Origin of the sequence: Microbacterium ureisolvens (genome assembly GCF_019511645.1) — a bacterium.
GTDB classification, from domain to species: domain Bacteria; phylum Actinomycetota; class Actinomycetes; order Actinomycetales; family Microbacteriaceae; genus Microbacterium; species Microbacterium ureisolvens_A.
Map to the genome: position 1 here is coordinate 608,661 of NZ_JAEUAX010000001.1, position 16,954 is coordinate 625,614.

General features: G+C 70.8%; 15 protein-coding genes and 1 tRNA gene. 2 read left to right on the plus strand and 14 right to left on the minus strand.

Going from position 1 to position 16,954, the window contains the following annotated elements:
- Positions 1-20: 20 nt before the first annotated feature.
- Positions 21-404 (plus strand): RNA polymerase-binding protein RbpA, encoded by a 384-nt coding sequence (locus tag JNB61_RS02895; protein ID WP_159844354.1) that lies wholly within the window; start codon positions 21-23, stop codon positions 402-404.
- Here the strand turns inward: JNB61_RS02895 and lnt are convergent.
- The 9 genes from lnt to JNB61_RS02940 form a co-directional block, all read right to left on the minus strand.
- Positions 394-1,995 carry an apolipoprotein N-acyltransferase gene (lnt, locus tag JNB61_RS02900; RefSeq protein WP_220338685.1) on the minus strand — a complete coding sequence of 534 codons (1,602 nt, stop codon included), beginning with the start codon at positions 1,993-1,995 and terminating at the stop codon, positions 394-396. The genes JNB61_RS02895 and lnt overlap by 11 nt on opposite strands.
- 46 nt (positions 1,996-2,041) lie before the next feature.
- On the minus strand, positions 2,042-4,540 hold the full coding sequence (locus JNB61_RS02905; RefSeq protein WP_220338686.1) for a DEAD/DEAH box helicase: 2,499 nt from the start codon (positions 4,538-4,540) through the stop codon (positions 2,042-2,044).
- Positions 4,537-5,364 carry a twin-arginine translocase subunit TatC gene (gene tatC / locus JNB61_RS02910; RefSeq protein ID WP_374226600.1) on the minus strand — a complete coding sequence of 276 codons (828 nt, stop codon included), beginning with the start codon at positions 5,362-5,364 and terminating at the stop codon, positions 4,537-4,539. Before tatC ends, JNB61_RS02905 begins: the two co-directional genes overlap by 4 nt.
- Positions 5,365-5,370: 6 nt before the next feature.
- Positions 5,371-5,616 (minus strand): Sec-independent protein translocase subunit TatA, encoded by a 246-nt coding sequence (gene tatA, locus JNB61_RS02915; RefSeq protein ID WP_116193575.1) that lies wholly within the window; start codon positions 5,614-5,616, stop codon positions 5,371-5,373.
- A gap of 67 nt (positions 5,617-5,683) precedes the next feature.
- Entirely contained in the window at positions 5,684-6,646 is a 963-nt protein-coding gene (locus JNB61_RS02920; protein WP_220338687.1) for a helix-turn-helix transcriptional regulator, read from the minus strand.
- Positions 6,643-7,638: a helix-turn-helix transcriptional regulator gene (locus JNB61_RS02925; RefSeq protein WP_220338688.1), complete on the minus strand. Its 996-nt coding sequence runs from the start codon at positions 7,636-7,638 to the stop codon at positions 6,643-6,645. The genes JNB61_RS02920 and JNB61_RS02925 overlap by 4 nt, the downstream gene beginning before the upstream one ends.
- Positions 7,639-7,683: 45 nt before the next feature.
- Positions 7,684-8,649 carry an FKBP-type peptidyl-prolyl cis-trans isomerase gene (locus JNB61_RS02930; RefSeq protein WP_220287948.1) on the minus strand — a complete coding sequence of 322 codons (966 nt, stop codon included), beginning with the start codon at positions 8,647-8,649 and terminating at the stop codon, positions 7,684-7,686.
- A 9-nt stretch (positions 8,650-8,658) separates the two neighbouring features.
- Positions 8,659-9,687: a tRNA (adenine-N1)-methyltransferase gene (locus JNB61_RS02935; RefSeq protein WP_220287949.1), complete on the minus strand. Its 1,029-nt coding sequence runs from the start codon at positions 9,685-9,687 to the stop codon at positions 8,659-8,661.
- Positions 9,684-10,391 carry an HAD family hydrolase gene (locus tag JNB61_RS02940; protein WP_220338689.1) on the minus strand — a complete coding sequence of 236 codons (708 nt, stop codon included), beginning with the start codon at positions 10,389-10,391 and terminating at the stop codon, positions 9,684-9,686. The genes JNB61_RS02935 and JNB61_RS02940 overlap by 4 nt, the downstream gene beginning before the upstream one ends.
- Before the next feature lie 92 nt (positions 10,392-10,483).
- Between JNB61_RS02940 and JNB61_RS02945 the strand changes: the two genes are divergently transcribed.
- Positions 10,484-11,359, plus strand: coding sequence for a PAC2 family protein (locus JNB61_RS02945; RefSeq protein WP_220287951.1), 876 nt, complete (start codon positions 10,484-10,486; stop codon positions 11,357-11,359).
- Between the two features lie 18 nt (positions 11,360-11,377).
- Here JNB61_RS02945 and JNB61_RS02950 read toward each other — a convergent pair whose 3' ends face one another.
- The 5 genes from JNB61_RS02950 to JNB61_RS02970 all read right to left on the minus strand — a co-directional run bounded on the left by JNB61_RS02950 (position 11,378) and on the right by JNB61_RS02970 (position 16,842).
- Positions 11,378-12,199: an undecaprenyl-diphosphate phosphatase gene (locus JNB61_RS02950; protein ID WP_159844374.1), complete on the minus strand. Its 822-nt coding sequence runs from the start codon at positions 12,197-12,199 to the stop codon at positions 11,378-11,380.
- Positions 12,200-12,257: 58 nt separating this feature from the next.
- Positions 12,258-13,559, minus strand: coding sequence for a M20/M25/M40 family metallo-hydrolase (locus JNB61_RS02955; RefSeq protein ID WP_220338690.1), 1,302 nt, complete (start codon positions 13,557-13,559; stop codon positions 12,258-12,260).
- Between the two features lie 109 nt (positions 13,560-13,668).
- Positions 13,669-13,753: transfer RNA gene (locus JNB61_RS02960), tRNA-Leu, on the minus strand.
- 81 nt (positions 13,754-13,834) lie between these two features.
- Positions 13,835-14,923, minus strand: coding sequence for a VIT1/CCC1 transporter family protein (locus JNB61_RS02965; RefSeq protein WP_220338691.1), 1,089 nt, complete (start codon positions 14,921-14,923; stop codon positions 13,835-13,837).
- 119 nt (positions 14,924-15,042) lie between these two features.
- Entirely contained in the window at positions 15,043-16,842 is a 1,800-nt protein-coding gene (locus JNB61_RS02970) for a DEAD/DEAH box helicase (protein ID WP_220338835.1), read from the minus strand.
- Between the last annotated feature and the right edge of the window lie 112 nt (positions 16,843-16,954).

Here is a 16,954-nt window from a genome sequence, read left to right on the forward strand (position 1 = left end):
AGCGACGAGAGGACCACAAAATGGCAGACCGCAGTCTGCGCGGCATCCGACTCGGCGCCCAGAGCCTACAGAGCGAAGAGGGCGTCGTGTTCCATGAGCGCGCACAGCACATCTATTCGTGCACGTCGTGTGGACGTGACACGACCTTGACCTTCGCGGCCGACGCCGAGGTTCCGCCGGCCTGGGAGTGCCGCACCTGCGGCGCCGAGGCGCTGCTGCGAGTCGGCGAGGGCACCGCGACCGTCGACCACTCCGGTGACAAGACGCCTCGCAGCCACTGGGACATGCTCCTGGAGCGCCGCACCATCCCCGAGCTGGAGGAGCTGCTCGAGGAGCGCCTCGCGTTCGTCCGCGCCCGCCGCGGCGCCGGCGAGGCCGTGACGGTGGACAAGCTCAGCGCCTGAGCCGCACCCTGCGCGACGCCGGCCCTACGGGGCCGGCGTTTTCGCGTGCCCCGGCGCGCGCCGGCGCGCGCCGGCGCGCGGCGACGCCGAGCCCCGCGAGGACGACGACGCTGCCCCACGCCACGAGCGCGTTCAGCCACGGCCCGACGATGACGGCCGGCGTGAGGCCGGTGCGCAGCGGCACGTCGGTCAGCATGTGCCCGGGTTCGTCCGCCGGGAGTCCGTCGATGGTGGACCCGTCGGGCGCGATCACCTGACTCGTGCCAACCGTCGAGAGGTTCACCACCGAGCGACCGGTCTCGATCGCGCGCAGTCGCGCGACGGCCAGCTGCTGCAGGTTCTCATCGGTGCCTCGGAAGTCGGCGTTGTTGGTCTGGAAGAGGTAGATCTCGGCGCCGTCGCGTGCGCCTTCCCAGATCAGCGCGTCGTAGATGACGTCGAAGCAGATCGCGAGTCCCGCGACGGTGCCATCGATGTCGAACACCGGCTCAGTGGTGCCGGGCGTGTAGTCGCGGCCGATCATGCCGATGAGATCGGGCGCGATCGACGCGTAGAACTCCCGGTCGGGTACGTACTCGCCGAACGGCACCGGATTGCGCTTGTCGTAGGTCTGCTCGATCCCGGCGCCCTCGCGCCAGAGGAACGACATGTTGAAGTACTCGTCGCCGCGCCTGTCGATGCGGTTGGCGACCAGCGGAGCACCCACCTGCCGCGCTACCCGGTCGAGAGCGGCCGCCACGACCGGCGAGGAATCGGGGTCCACGTCGACGCTTCCCTCGGGCCACAGCACCACATCGACGCCCTCCGCGCCGAACAGCGGCTTCGTGGCCTCGTACTGGGACTCGAGGATGTCTCCCGCCTCCCGGGGGTCGAAGTAGCCGGCCGGGCCGTTGCCCTGCACGCTCGCGACGCGCATCGTGCCCACCGGTGTGGTCGCCCACGCCGGGACGAGCAGGAGCGCAGTGGCGACGAGAGCGAGCACCGCGACCGGGAGGAGGGGACGGATGCCGCCTCCCCGCGCCCGCCGCGGGGAGCGGACGATCTCCACCGACGCGGCGACCAGCGCGACGACCAGGAACGTGAGTCCGGCAGTGCCCGCCCATGACACCACCTCGGCGAACGGTCCGTTGACCTGGGACGTGCCCACGCGCCCCCACGGAAAGCCGCCGTACGGGAACCCGCCGATCACCGCCTCTTTCGCCGTCCAGAGCCCTGCGACGAGCATCGAGGTGAGCACGACGCGGCCCCGGCGCGGAACGACCAGCGGCACCCATCGATACGCCAGCGAGATGAGCACCGCACCGCCCGCGACGAAGAGCGCTTCGAGCAGGGAGAGCGCGAGCCACGGGAGCGGCCCGACCCACTCGGCGGTGAAGTCGACGTTCAGCAGGTAGAAGGAGAGACCGTAGGCGAACCCCGTGAGGAATGCGCCGCCGACGGTTCGCCCGATGAACGTCACGAGCGCCAGCGCGACCGACACGAAGGCCATCGGCCACCACGCGACGGACGGGAAGGCGAGGTCGAACAGCACCCCGGCCAGGACCGAGACCGCAACCGCCGCCCACAGCGGCAGGATCGGGCGAGGTGGCACGGATTCAGCCTAAGCGAGCGGAGCGCGTTGCCTCGCAGCGTCGGCGCTAGACGCCGGAGTACGCGACGATACCGCGGCGCACCGCATCCAACGCCTTACGAGCCGTGCCCGCGATCGGCTGGTCGGCGACGATCGACAGCTGGTCGAGCAGATCGATCGTCTGCTTCGACCAGCGCACGAAGTCGCCGGCTGCCATGTCGGCTTCCACCAGCACACGGTCGAGCATGCCGCCGCGTGCCCAGGTGTGCATCGCCTGCGCGAGACCGGCGGAGACCGGCTCGGTGCCGGGCAGCCGGTGCTCCTGCTCGAGGTCGTCGAGCTCCTGCCACAGCGACAGCGTCGCCTCGAACGCGGGGCGGAACGCACCTCGCGGCAGCCCCCGCTCCCCCGGGCCGCCGTCGTCGCGCCGCGGCTCGTACACCAGCGAGCAGGCGAGGGCGGCGAGGGACGCGGCATCCAGGTCCTTCCAGATGCCGCGTCGCAGCGACTCGGCGACGAGGAGGTCGCGCTCCCCGTAGATGCGCCGCATGGTGCGCCCCGCGGGCGTGAGTGTCGTGGTGCCGTCGCCGTCGATCGACACGTACTCGAGCGCGCCCAGCACATCGACGACGCGGTCGAAGATGCGGGCCACGGTGCCGGTTCGGGTCTCGATCTGCCGCCGCAGCTTGTCGACGTCGCGCTTGAGCTTCCAGTACCGCTCGGCCCACCGCGCGTGCTGCTCGCGATCCGGGCACTGATGGCACGGGTGGCGCTGCATCTGCTTGCGCAGGCTCGCGATGTGGCGCAGGCGCTCATCGCGAGTGCGTCGTGACGCGTTCGCGTCCTTGCGGTTCAGCTTCTCGACGTCGCTCAGCTCGCGGCGGATGCGCGAGTACTCGGCGAAGTCGCCGCGGTCGCAGGTCATCGCCTTCGCGTAGCCGGCGAGCGACTCCTCCTGCTCCTTCACCTGCCGGGCGAGTCCGACGACAGCGCGGTCGGCTTGGAACTGGGCGAAGGAGGACTCGAGGATCTCACGCGCCTTCGCCCGGCCGAACTGGTCGATCAGGTTGACCGCCATGTTGTAGGTGGGCCGGAAGCTCGAGTTGAGCGGGTACGTGCGTCGCGACGCGAGCGCGGCGACGGCCTGCGGGTCGAGCCCCTCGGTCCACTGGATGACCGCGTGCCCCTCGACATCGATCCCGCGGCGGCCCGCGCGGCCGGTGAGCTGGGTGTACTCCCCCGACGTGATGGCGACGCGGGCCTCGCCGTTGAACTTCTCGAGCTTCTCCAGCACGACGGTGCGCGCCGGCATGTTGATGCCGAGAGCCAGGGTCTCGGTGGCGAACACCACCTTCACGAGCTTGCGCTGGAAGAGCTCCTCGACGACCTCCTTGAACGCCGGCAGCAGCCCGGCGTGGTGGGATGCGACGCCACGCTCGAGGTTGTCGCGCCACTCCCAGAAGCCCAGCACGGCGAGATCCTCCTCGAGGAGCGTTCGTGTGCGCTCCTCGATCACGGCGCGGATCTCGCGACGCTCGTCCTGCGACGTGAGCCGCACGCCCGCGCGCCGCACCTGCTGGACCGCGGCGTCGCACCCCGCCCGGCTGAAGATGAAGAAGATCGCGGGCAGCAGGTTGGCGCGCGACAGCAGCTCGACGACATCGGGGCGATCGAGGCGCTCGATCCGCTGCACGTTCGCGGACCGCACGGGGCGCTTGCCACCGCGGTTCGGACGGCGACGGGATGCCTCGTACCCCGCCTGCCGCGCACTGTTCGACGCCTGCACGCGATGATTGCGCTCGAAGTTCTGGCCCTTGAACGAGCGGATGCGCATGAGCTCCTGGTTGACCTGAGCGGTCGCGATGCCGGCGCGGTCGTCGAAGAGCGGCAGCAGGTCGCCGCGGACGAGCACATGCTGCTCGAGGGGAACCGGACGCGTCTCGGAGACGATCACCTCGGTGTCTCCGCGCACGGTGTCGAGCCAGTCGCCGAACTCCTCGGCGTTCGAAACGGTCGCCGACAGGGAGATCAGCCGCACGCTCGGCGCGAGGTGGATGATGACCTCCTCCCACACCGCGCCGCGGAAACGGTCGGCGAGGTAGTGCACCTCGTCCATGACCACGTACCGGAGGCCGCGCAGCGCCGGGGAGTCGGCGTACAGCATGTTGCGCAGCACCTCGGTGGTCATGACCACGATGCGCGCGTTGCCGTTGATGTTGGTGTCGCCGGTGAGGAGTCCGACCTCATCAGGACCGTAGACGTCCTGGAGCTCGCGGAACTTCTGGTTCGAGAGCGCCTTCATCGGGGTCGTGTAGAACGCCTTGTCTCCCGGCTCGCGCATCGCCAGGTGCACCGCGAACTCGCCGACGATCGTCTTGCCCGCCCCGGTGGGTGCGGCCACCAGGACGCTGCGGCCCTCCTCGAGGGCGCGGCATCCTTCGATCTGGAACGGATCGAGGGTGAACCGCTGGGAGGCTGCGAAGGCGGCCGTGATCGGATGCGTGCGATCCAGGCGCGCCGATGCGCTCGCTCGCGCGTAGCGGTCGGCGGGAGCGGGGTCGCTCACGAGACCTCGGGCGGCAGAAGCCCGGCTGCGCGGTCGCGCTTCGACTTGCGGCGATCGAACAGCATCGAGAGGCCGACCGCGGCGAAGTAGAGCACGCACAGGATGCCCGCGAGCAGCAGCATCGAGGTGACGTCCGCGGCGGGGGTCGCGGCGGCGGCGAACACGGTGATCACGATGATGGCGACCCGCCACCGCTTGAGGATGCCGCGCCCCGACACGACACCCGCGAGGTTCAGCGCCACCAGGAAGACCGGCGTCACGAACGAGATGCCGATCACCAGGAGCAACTTGAAGACGAAGTCGTAGTACGTGGCGTAGTCGTAGAACTGCGCGACGCCTTGATCGTTCGGCACGAAGTTGGCCATCAGCACGACCATGTGCGGCATGATCAGCCAGCCGACGTACAGCCCTGCGACGAACAGCGGGATCGCGGACGCGAGGAACCCGATCGTGTAGCTGATCTCTTTGCGTGTGAGGCCGGGCATGATGAACGCCCAGATCTGCCACAGCCATATCGGCGCCGAGATCAGCAGGCCGATCGCGAACGCGATGCGCATGTGCAGATCGAAGCCGCTCGAGACGGTCGTGAAGTTGAGCGCGATGTACTGGTCGCCCCGCTCGGTCGCGATCTGCACGATCGGCTGTGCCAGCAGGTCGATGACCCAGCCGCTGATGATGAACGCGACGACCATGCCGACCACGAGGCCGGCGGCGGCGATGAAGAACCGCCGACGCAGCTCGCGGAGGTGTCCGCCCAGCGACATGCGCTTGTCGCGCCGAGGCTGCTCAGGCTCCTCGATGCGCGGTGGATCCGTGGTGACCACGGTGGGTCAGGATGACGGGTCTGCGGTGCTGCTCGAGCTCGCGGGGGTGTCGGCCTTGGGGGTCTCGGACGCCACGTTCTCGGCCTTCGGCTTCGCCGTGGAGTCGTCCTCCTTCATCGCCTTCATCTCGCCCTTGAAGACCCGGGCGGACTGACCGAGGCTCTTGGCCAGAGCCGGCAGTTTCGCGGCCCCGAACAGGAGCAGGATCACCGCGAGGATGATCAGAAGGTGCGGCCATCCGAATGCGCCCATGCGGAATCTCCTTGTCGGTGCGGATGTGCGTCCAGTGTAACCCGAGGGCGAGGACCCGCGACGGCCCTCACCGGTATTGCGCCAGGCCCGCTTCGGCCCATTCCGCGACGGCACGGCGTGCGGGGGCTGGCTCGAGCACCTCGACGAGGCCGCCGCGGCGCGCCGCGAGGCGTCGGAGGCTGAGTTCGTCGGCGACGCGCATGGTCGCGACGGTGACGCCGCCGGCTGTCTCGAGCGTCGCGCGATCGAGGTAGTCGCCCAGCAGCGGCGCGACGTCCTCGGGGAAGCGGATGCGCGCGACCACGTCGCCGGCGTCGGTGTCGAACCAGTCCGGGGCCTGCTCGCCCGCGTGCGTGCTCGGGATGCCGGTGAGCTCGAGGTCGCTCACGCGGTCCAGGTGGAACGTGCGCATCGCCTCGCGCAGGTGGCACCAGCCCTGCAGGTACCACTGCCCGCTCGCGATGTGCACCTTCACCGGGTCGACGGTGCGCGTCGTGGGCGCCGCGTCGGGCGCCTTGTACGTGAACGAGACGGCGACGCCTCGCCGCAGCGCGTCGGAGACGAGGTCGCGCACGGCGTCGACGGGCTCTGTGGCGAGGATCACCTCGGCGGGGATCCCCGACGCACCGCGCGCGAGCTTCGCGAGCAGCCCCGCGTAGAGTGCGGTGTCGCCCACGCCTGGGATCGACCGCGCCAGCTGCAGCCCCGCCAGCAGCGCCGCCGCCTCGCGCGCCGTGAGCTTCGGCGCGCGCTCGAGTCCCACCGAGTTCGTGATGACGATGAGGTCGCGCTCGTCGAGGAGGTCCCAGTCGATGTCGAACAGGTCGTTCGCCATCTGCCAGTACCCTCGGTCTCCCGGGAGACCGATCACGGTGAGCTTCTCCACCATCGACCGCATCTGCTCCGGCGTGACATCGAACTCGTCGGCGGCCTCGGCGAGCGAGACCTCGCCCTTGCCGATGAGGTACGGAACGAGCTGGAGCATGAGGGCCGCGCGATCGGTCGCGACGAGCTGGCGGCGCACGCTCATGCGATGCCCCCGTGGAGGTCTCGGGCCGCCGCGAGACGGTCGATGACCCGGTCTCGCAGGTCCGCGGGTTCGACCACGCGCACCTCGGGACCGTATGAGGCGAGCTCGTCGGCGAAGATGTGGACGTCGACGTAGGGCACGCGAATGCCCTGCTCGGCCGGCTGCGCACGCCGAGCGAGACGCAGCGCAGCCTCCGTGCCCGGGTTCACCTCGAGCAGCGCCGAATTGCGCGCGGCGACCTCCTCGAGGCCGGCGAGGGCGCGGTCGCCAGCGCCCTCGCGAAGCGCCGGGTCGAAGGATGCGCGGGTGACGGCGATGGGCCCGACGATGCGTGCCAGGAGGAAGGTGCGGTCGGCGTGGACGTCCAGGTCGATGCCGAACACGTGCCACCGGCCCTCGTACTCGACGAGCGCGAGGGGCTGCACGCGCCGGGTGCGAGGCGCGGCCTCCCCCGGCTTGAGGTATGGGAAGGTGACGACGCGGCTCGACTCGATCGCCTGCTGCAGCGCGGGGAACGCGGGGTCGCGCAGGCTCAGGCGTGGCGAGAACCCGATGATGGGCTCGTCGACGAGGTCCCCGAGCGCACGGATCTTGCGCAGGCCGCTGCGGGCGTCATCCGACAGGGAGCTCTCGCTCCAGACCCCGCCGGCGAGGGTGAGCAGCGCCAGCTCGGCCGGAGTGAACTCGATGTCCTCCGGGAGTTCGTACTCCGCGCTCGGCACCCGGTACCGCGCCTCACGGAGGTCGTCCGGGTCGGCCCAATCGCCGATCGTCTCGATGGGAACGCCCAGCCCGCGCAGGGACTCCTTGTCGCGCTCGAACATCTTCTCGAGCGCGTCCTTCGACGCCCCCGCCTCGCTCTGCTCGCGGTAGCCCGCGACCGACGTCAGGATGGTGTCCTTCGTGAGCCCCTGATCGGTCGCGATCAGCGCCACCACGAGGTTCACCAGGCGCTCCTCGGGCGGGATCTTCGCGGCGGCAGTGGCAGGCACCCGCCTATCCTACGGCCGCCTGTGGCGAGGTCGTCGAACCCCCGGCTACTCCGACGGCACCGCGTCGACACCGAGGATGTCGATCACGAAGACCAGCGTCGAGTCGGCCGGGATGCCGCCCTGCGCCTGGTCGCCGTAGCCCTGGTCCGGGGGCACGACGACGAGCACCTGCGAGCCGACGGTCTGGCCCTCGAGCGCCTTCGCGAAGCCGGGAACCACCGCGTCGAGCGTGAGCGATGCGGGCTCGCCGTCCCACGTGGAGTCGAAAGGCTCGTCTTCGCCCCAGACCACACCGGTGTAGTGGACGCGGACCGGCTGCTCGCCGGTGACCTCCTCACCGTCGCCCTTCTTGAGGGTCTGGATCGTGAGCTCACTCGGGGCCGCGCCGTCGGGGATGATGAGGCCCGGGCGCCCGTCGGGCGCACGCACGACGCTCGGCAGCCCGAAGCCGCTGTTGAACTGGTTCTGGCCGTCGGCTGCCGCGAGATACACCTTGCGGAGGTCGATGACGGCGACGAGGGCGTCTCCGTCGTCGAGGCCCGCCTGCTCGGCGACGCCGTCGCCGAGGTCGTCGGGCGACAGCGCGATGGCGACGCGGGATCCCTCGGTCGCGCAGTGCAGCGCGTCCTCGAAGCCGGGGAAGTTGGCGAACTGCCCGACCGAGCCCACCCGCGACAGGTCGCCGTCGTACGGCGTCGCGGCGATCAGCTCGCCGGTCGTGCCGCTGAACAGGGCGACGTCGAGCACGACGGGCTGGCTCGCGGACGTGATGGCGGTGCCGTCACCGGTCACGACGTCCTTGAAGCCGAGCTCGGCTGCCTTCACGGGCGTGTACAGCTCGACCTCCGGCTCGTCCTCGGTGTCGCCGGTGACGGTGATGAGGTCCATCACGTCGGGGTTCGACACCTCGGGACGCGAGCAGTCGGACAGGGGCGAGCCGGGCAGCGAGCATCCGGCCAGGCCGACGGTCACCAGTCCCAGGACAACCAGGGCAGCGGGGATCTTGCGCACCGGGCTAGTTTAGGCGGACTCGTCGGGCGCGTCGGACCGTCCGGCCGCCTGGCGGGCGCCCTCGGCCGCGCGCTCGGCCTCGCGGACGCGTTTGCGCAGGTTCTTGTCGGTGATCTGCCGGTCGCCGACCGCGCCGGGCGTCCACAGCTCCACGTCCTCGTCGCCGTAGCTGGACTTCGACGCGCGCCGCTTCACCTCGGGAGGGATGGCCCCGGGCGCGAGCCGTCGCGCCCACACGAGGAAGCCGGTGTGCGCGACCATGCGGTGATCGGGGCGCACCGCGAGGCCCTCGACGTGCCAGCCGCGCACCATGGTCTCGTTGGCGTCGGGCTCGGTGAACAGCCCGGTGCCGCGGATGTACTCCGCGACGCGGCTCAGCTGGGTCGCCGTCGCGACGTAGCAGACCACGACGCCGCCGGGCGTGAGCGCCTCGGCCACCGCGTCGATGCACTCCCAGGGCGCGAGCATGTCGAGCACGACACGATCGACGGATGCCTCGGCCACCGTGTCGTTCAGCTCCTCGGCGAGATCGCCCACGACCACGTCCCAGTTCGCCGGGACGTGCCCGGTGAAGGTCTCGACGTTCGCCCGCGCGACCGCGGCGAAGTCGTCACGGCGCTCGAATGAGACGAGCCGGCCCTCGGCGCCGATCGCGCGCAGCAGCCACAGCGACAGCGCTCCCGAGCCCACGCCGGCTTCGACGACCGTGGCGCCGGGGAAGATGTCGGCCTCGGCGAGGATCTGCGCGGCGTCCTTCGGGTACACGATCGCAGCTCCCCGCGGCATGGACATCACGAAGTCGCGCAGGAGCGGCCGCAGCGCGAGGTACTCATGCCCGCCGCTGTTGGCGACGACCGATCCGTCGGGCTGCCCGACGAGCTGCGAGTGCCGCAGCACGCCGTGGTGCGTGTGCAGCTCACCGCCCTCGCGCAGCGTGATGGTGTGAAGGCGACCCTTGGGGCCGGTGAGCTGCACGCGGTCGCCGAGGCGGAAGGGCCCGCTCGGGCGCTCGCCGCCCGGTTCCAGGTCGTCGGTCATCGGGCGGCCCCCTCGGCGGGGTGCGGGACGTGAACGCGGGCGCGGTGCGCCGCGTGGAACTCCGCCACGTCGGCGGCGGTGCGCCCTTCGAGGCTGTCCCACAGCGTGTGGGCGCCGGCGCCGGTGAGCGACACCATGAGCGGCACGCCGATGACCGACGCGCCCGAGGCCACGGCGGAGCGCAGCCCGTTGGGCGAGTCCTCGATGGCGACGGTCTCGTCGGGCGTGACGCCGAGCGCCTCGCAGGCCTGCAGGTACGGATCGGGGAATGGCTTCGGGCGCGTTGCGTCGTCGCCCGCGACGACGACGTCGAACGCGTCGAAGTCGATCAGGTCGACCACGGTCTGCGCCATGCGGCGCATCGACATCGTCACGAGTCCCGTCTTGATTCCAGCGTCACGCAGGCCCGCCAGCAGCTCGCGGGCGCCCGGGCGGAAGGGCACGCCCGTGGCGGAGAGCTGGCGCATGACGTCGTCGGTGAGGTGGTCGATGATGGCGTCGGTGCTCATGCGCACGCCCGTGCCCTGCAGGATGCGGGCGGAGTCCTCGAGCCCGAGGCCGACGAGTCCGAGCGCCTGCTCGTGGGACCACGTCCCGCCGAAGCTCTCGATGAGGGGCGTCTCCGCCGCCATCCAGTACGGCTCGGTATCGACGAGGGTGCCGTCCATGTCCCACAGGACGGCGGCGAGTCGGGGCGCATTCATCGTGCAATCCTACCGAGCCGTCTCCAGCCCTCCCCGGGAGCGGGGGCATATCCTGGAGGGAACCCGCAGCGGTTGCAGGTGAAGGGGGTCTCGTGGACGGACTGGGTCGTCGTGTTCTCGTCGCAGCGTTCGACGGCTGGAACGACGCGGGTGAAGCCGCGTCCTCCGCCATCACGCAGCTGCGCGAGGGCGGCTCGTACGAGACGGTGTTCTCGGTCGATCCCGAGCTGTACTTCGACTATCAGTACACGCGTCCGCACATCGCCGCGGACGGCGACGGACGCCGAGCGCTGCGCTGGCCTGAGGCCACGCTGCTGCGCCCCGCCCAGGCCACGCGCGGCACCCAGCTCTGGCTGCTCACCGGCGTCGAGCCCGCCCGCGCGTGGCAGGCCTTCTCGTCGGAGTTCATCGACGTGGCCCTCCGCGAGGACATCACCGGGTTCGTCGCCATCGGCTCGATGATGTCGGACGTGCCGCACACGCGCCCCATCTCGGTCTTCTCCGGCAGCGACAACGAGAACCTCCGCACCGCCCTCGAGCTCGAGCGCAGCACCTACGAGGGCCCGGTCGGCATCCTCAGCGTCCTCGGCGACGCCGCCGAGCGCGCCGGCATCCCGACGGCGAGCCTGTGGGCGAGCGTGCCCCACTACGTCGCGGGCCACACGCCCTCCCCCAAGGCGACGCTGGCGCTCCTCGACAGACTCGAAGACCTCACCGGCGCCTCGGTCCCTCGTGGCGACCTCGCCACCGAGGCGGCGGCGTGGGAGGCGTCCATCGACGCGGCCGCGGCCGACGACGAGGAGATGACCGAATACATCCATCAGCTCGAGCGCACCCGTGACACCTGGGACTCTCCGGAGGCTTCGGGCGACGCGATCGCGCAGGAGTTCGAGCGCTATCTGCGCCGCACCGACGGGAAGCCGGGCGACGGGCCGAGCAAGCCCGGCCGCGACGATCCGCGCCGCTGAGCGGCATCCGCCCCCGCGTCAGGGGTTGATGACGCCCATGCTCAGCAGCACCAGCAGCAGCGAGCCGACCGCGACGCGGTACACCACGAACGGCAGGAAGCTGTGCTTGGAGATCCAGTTCATGAAGAACGCGATCACCCCGAGCGCGACGATGAACGCCACCGCCGTCGCCACGGCGGTCTCGCCGAGCGTGAACACACCGGGCTCATCGAGACTCTTGAACAGCTGGAAGAAGCCGCTGCCGAAGACCGCGGGAATCGCGAGCAGGAAGGCGTAGCGCGCGGCGGCCGCCCGCTCGTAGCCCATGAACAGGCCCGCGGTGATGGTTCCGCCCGACCGCGACACGCCCGGGATGAGCGCCAGCGACTGCGCGAATCCGTAGATCACGCCGTGACCGATCGTGATGTCCTGCAGCTTGCGCTTCTTCGCGCCGACGTGGTCGGCGATGCCGAGCAGCACGCCGAAGAAGATCAGCATGCCCGCCGTGATCCACAGCGATCGCAGCACCGTCTCGATCTGGTCCTGGAACAGCAGGCCGAGCACCACGATCGGGATCGAGCCCACGATGATCAGCCAGCCGAGCTTCGCGTCGGGGTCGTTGCGCGGAATGCGGCCGAACAGCGCCCGGAACCAATGCCCGATGATCCGCACGATGTCGCGCCAGAAGAAGACCACGACGGCCGCCTCGGTGCCGATCTGGGTGATCGCGGTGAACGCTGCGCCCGGATCTTCGGCCGACGGCAGGAATTCGCCGAGGATGCGCAGGTGCGCGCTCGACGAGATGGGGAGGAACTCGGTCAGTCCCTGGACGAATCCGAGGATGATCGCTTCGAGAAGCATGGGCGCCTTTCAGCCGTGCCATGACCGATGCCGCAGGGAGCGCGCATCCGGTCGGTTCTCAGTAGGTGCGGAGCAGATCTGTGAGGACGGCCTGGCCGAACACGAGCGCGTCGATGGGGACGCGCTCGTCGACGCCGTGGAACATGCCGGTGAAATCGAGGTCGGCGGGCAGGCGCAGCGGCGCGAAGCCGTAGCCGGCGATGCCGAGCGCGGCCAGCGCCTTGTTGTCGGTGCCGCCGCCCATCAGGTAGGGAACGACGGGGGCGCCCGGGTCGTGGCGGCCCAGTGCCGCAACCATCGCGTCGACGAGGTCACCCGAGAACGGCACCTCGAGGCCGATGTCCTGGTGGACGATCTCGACCTCCACGCCGTCGCCCACGATGCGGCGGATGTCGGCCAGCGCGGCCTCCTCCGTGCCGGGGAGCGCGCGCACGTCGATGAGCGCCTCCGCGCGATCGGGGATCACGTTGTGCTTGTACCCGGCCACGAGACCGGTGGGATTGGCGGTCGTCCGCAGCGTGGAACGGAGGAATCCGGATGCTGCGCCCGTGGCGGCCGCGACGGCGTCGGGGTCGTCCGCGGCCTGGCCGGTGAGCTCGGCGAGCCGCTCGCTCATCTCGCGCGACGTGTCGGTGAGGGTGACGGGCCAGGCGGTGCGGCCGAGCGCCGCGACGGCCTCGGCGAGCCTCGTCACGGCGTTGTCGTCGTGAAGCTTGGACCCGTGGGCGGCGCGGCCCCGAGCGACGAGGCGGATCCAGATGAGCGCCTTCTCCCCCACCTGCAGCAGGTAGGCGTGCCGGTCGCCGATGGGGATCGAGTAGCCGCCCACCTCGCTGATCGCCTCGGTGGCGCCGTCGAACCACTCGGGGCGGTCGCGGACGACGAGCGCCGAACCCTCGACACCCCCGTTCTCCTCGTCGGCAAAGAACGCCAGCACCAGATCGCGCTCGGGCTGCCCGCCGGCGCGCAGGATGTCAGCGACCGACGTGAGGATCATGGCGTCCATGTCCTTCATGTCGACGGCACCGCGGCCCCACAGCATCCCGTCCTTCACGACACCCGCGAACGGGTCGACGCTCCAGTCGTCGGCGATCGCCGGGACCACGTCGAGGTGGCCGTGCAGCACGAGCGCGGGCTTGTCGCGGTTGCGGCCCGGAACCCGCGCCATCACGTTGGTGCGGCGCGGGAGCGGCTCGTAGAACTCGGGTGCGAGACCCAGGCTCTCGAGATAGGCGCCGACGTACTCCGCGGCCTCCCGCTCGCCGGTCGCCCGGCCCCCGCCGTGGTTCGTGGTGTCGAAGCGGATGAGATCCCGCGCGACCGCGGCGACTTCCGGGAGTCCGAGATCGGATGAGGGCATGCGCTCCAACCTACCGGTCACTCGTTTCCCGTCCGTTTCCGACTGAGGGCGCGCGACATGACGCCGGGCACGACGAAAGAAGGCCCCCTTCCGGGGGCCTTCTTCACTGTGCGCGAGGGGGGACTTGAACCCCCACGCCCTATACGGGCACTAGCACCTCAAGCTAGCGCGTCTACCTATTCCGCCACCCGCGCAGGTGGTTTTCGGTTTCGCAACCGAGGAATGACATTACCACGTCGCCGGGGGTTCAACGAATCGGGCGACGCCCGGGCGCGTCACCCCATCGTGACGCCGAACAGCAGGCCCAGGAGATAGGTCACCGCAGCGGCGCCGAAGCCGATACCGAGCTGGCGCAGCGCGCGGCGCAGCGGTGGCGCGCCCGACAGAAGCCCCACCGCCGCGCCCGTCGACATCAGCGCGATGCCGACCAGCACGAGCGCCACCACGACCGCGGTGAGGCCCGACAGGCCGAAGATCCACGGCAGGACCGGGATGATCGCGCCCGACGCGAAGAACAGGAAGCTCGACAGCGCGGCAGCCCAGGCGCTTCCCACGACCTCCTCGTGATCGGCGACGGAGATCGGTCCGGTATCGGCGCGTCCCTGGCCGAGGGCGTGCGCGGCTTCGACGACGCGGCGGGCCCGCGCGGACGCCTCCGCTTCCGGCATCCCTCGAGTCCGGTACACGAGCGCCAGCTCGTTGGCGTCGATGTCGAGGTGCGGGATCGCGCCGTCGGCGTAGTCGCTCGGCTCGGTGGCCGCGAGGAGCTCGCGCTGCGAGCGGACGGACACGAACTCCCCCGCACCCATCGAGAGTGCGCCTGCGAGCAGGCCGGCGATGCCGCTGAAGAGCACGAACTGGCTCGACACGCCGGTGGCGCCGATACCCATCACGAGCGCGAGGTTGGAGACGAGGCCGTCGTTGGCCCCGAAGACGGCGGCGCGGAACGTGCCCGACAGGCGACGGCGACCGCGGGCGGCGAGCCCGCGCACGACCTCGTGGTGGACCCGCTCGTCGGCCGCCATCGTCGGGGTGGCGGACGGCTCGTCGTCGTAGGGCGAGCGGGCCTCGGCGTTCTGGGCGAGCGCCAGCACGAAGATCGACCCGAAGCGCCGGGCCATCCACCCGAGGATGCGCGTGCGGACGTCCGCTCTGGGCAGTCGCGCCGGCTCGCTGCCCAGGAGCTCGAGCCAGTGGGCCTCGTGGCGCCCTTCGGCGTCGGCGAGGGCCAGCAGGATCTCGCGCTCCTCGCCCGATCGCCTTCCGGCGAGCTCGCGGTAGACGTGCGCCTCGGCGCGCTCGTTCACGAGGTACTGCGCCCAGCGGCGTCGATCGCGGTCGGTCGGTGCGGCGGGCGTGCTCACTCGGGCCTCCAGTCAGGGGTGCGGGACCCGACAACGGTAGCCACCGCGGTGGTCCCGCCCGCGCGAAAACCGAGGATTGCCAGCATTTCGGGGATCCGAACCTCGGCGATCCGGCCGTGTCAGGAGCGGACGCGCTTGCGCAGCACGTCGATGCGCGATTGCAGCTGGGTCACCGTCGCATGCGACACCGCCGGCCCGCCGCAGATGCGGCGCAGCTCGGCGTGCACGAGACCGTGGGGCTCGCCCGTCTGGCGGGCGTAGAGGCCGACGAGGCTGTTGAGCAGCTGGCGCTGCTCCTTCAGCGTGCGGTGCAGCGCCTGTGGCAGTGCGGGCTCCTCCTCGGGCGCCGTCGCCTCCTGCGCCTCGCGCGCGCTCCGGTGCCGCGACTGCCGCGACACCCGCGACATGAGCACGTCGTGCACCTGATCGGGCTCGAGAAGGCCCGGGATGCCCAGGAACTCCTCCTCCTCGGGGGTGCCCGGCACCGCGAGCTGCCCGAACTCCTTGCCGTCGAAGAGCACGCGGTCGAAGTGCGCAAGAGAACCCAGCGCCTGGTAGGTGAATTCCTCCTCGAGCGCATCGGACGCCTTGTCGTCCCGCTCCGCCGCGTTCATCAGGTCTTCTTCGGCGTTCCACTCGTCCTCGCCGTCGGAGTCGCGGTCGAGCGCATGGTCGCGCTGCCGCTCCATCTCGTTCGCGAGGGCGAGCAGCTGCGGAACGTTCGGCAGGAACACGCTCGCGGTCTCGCCGCGACGCCGGGCGCGCACGAAGCGACCGATGGCCTGCGCGAAGAATAGCGGGGTGGACGCGCTGGTCGCGTACACGCCGACGGCGAGCCGTGGGACGTCCACGCCCTCCGACACCATGCGCACCGCGACCATCCACCGGCTGGTCGACTTCGAGAACTCCTCGATGCGGCTCGACGCCTCGGCCTCGTCCGAGAGGACCACGGTCGGCGGCTCGCCGCTGATGTCGTGGAGGATCGCCGCATAGGCGCGGGCGGCGGTCTGATCCGTCGCGATCACCAGGCCGCCGGCATCCGGAACGTGCTCGCGCACCTCGGTGAGGCGGCGGTCGGCCGACCGCAGCACCGCGGGGATCCAGTCGCCTTCGGGGTCGAGCGCCGTGCGCCACGCCTGCGAGGTGATGTCCTTGGTGTTGTCCTGCCCGAGCTGCGCCTCCATCTCCTCGCCGGTCTTCGTGCGCCAGCGCATCTGGCCGGCGTACACCATGAAGAGCACGGGACGCACGACGCCGTCCTCGAGCGCGCGCCGGTACCCGTACGCGTAGTCGGTGCGCGAGACGCGGATGCCCTTGGCATCGGGGTGGTACTCGACGAACGGGATGGGCGCCGTGTCGCTGCGGAACGGCGTTCCGCTGAGCAGCAGCCGGCGGGTCGCCCGTGCGTAGGCCTCCCGGAGTGCATCGCCCCAGCTGAGCGCGTCGCCGCCGTGGTGGACCTCGTCGAGGATCACCAGCGTGCGCGCGTCCATCGTCAGCCGCTGATGGACGGATGCCTTGACCGCGACCTGCGCGTACGTCACGGCGACGCCGTGGTACTGACGTGCGGGCGCGAAATGCCGGTTGCTGAACGCCGGGTCGAGGCGGATGCCCACGCGGGCGGCGGCGTCGGCCCACTGCGTCTTCAGATGCTCGGTCGGCGCGACAACGACGATGCGGTTGACGACGCGCCGCCGTAGCAGCTCGCTCGCCAGACGGAGCGCGAAGGTCGTCTTGCCTGCGCCCGGGGTCGCCGCCGCGAGGAAGTCTCGGGGTCCGCCGCCGGGGCCGTCGGGGCCGTCCATCCCGAAGTAGAGGTCGAGCGCCTCGGCCTGCCAGGCGCGCAGGCGCTGCGCGGTTCCCCACGGCGCGCGCTGCGGATAGGTCGGTGACAGATGCTCGGCGGCGAAGCTGCCGATGTGGGGCTCTGCGCCGTGGGGGCCCGTGGTGAGGCGGCTGTCGGCGGGCGACTCGCTGAGGGGGTTCTCGGGGAGGACGGGCGGCGATTCGATCGTCGTTTCGTCCGTCACC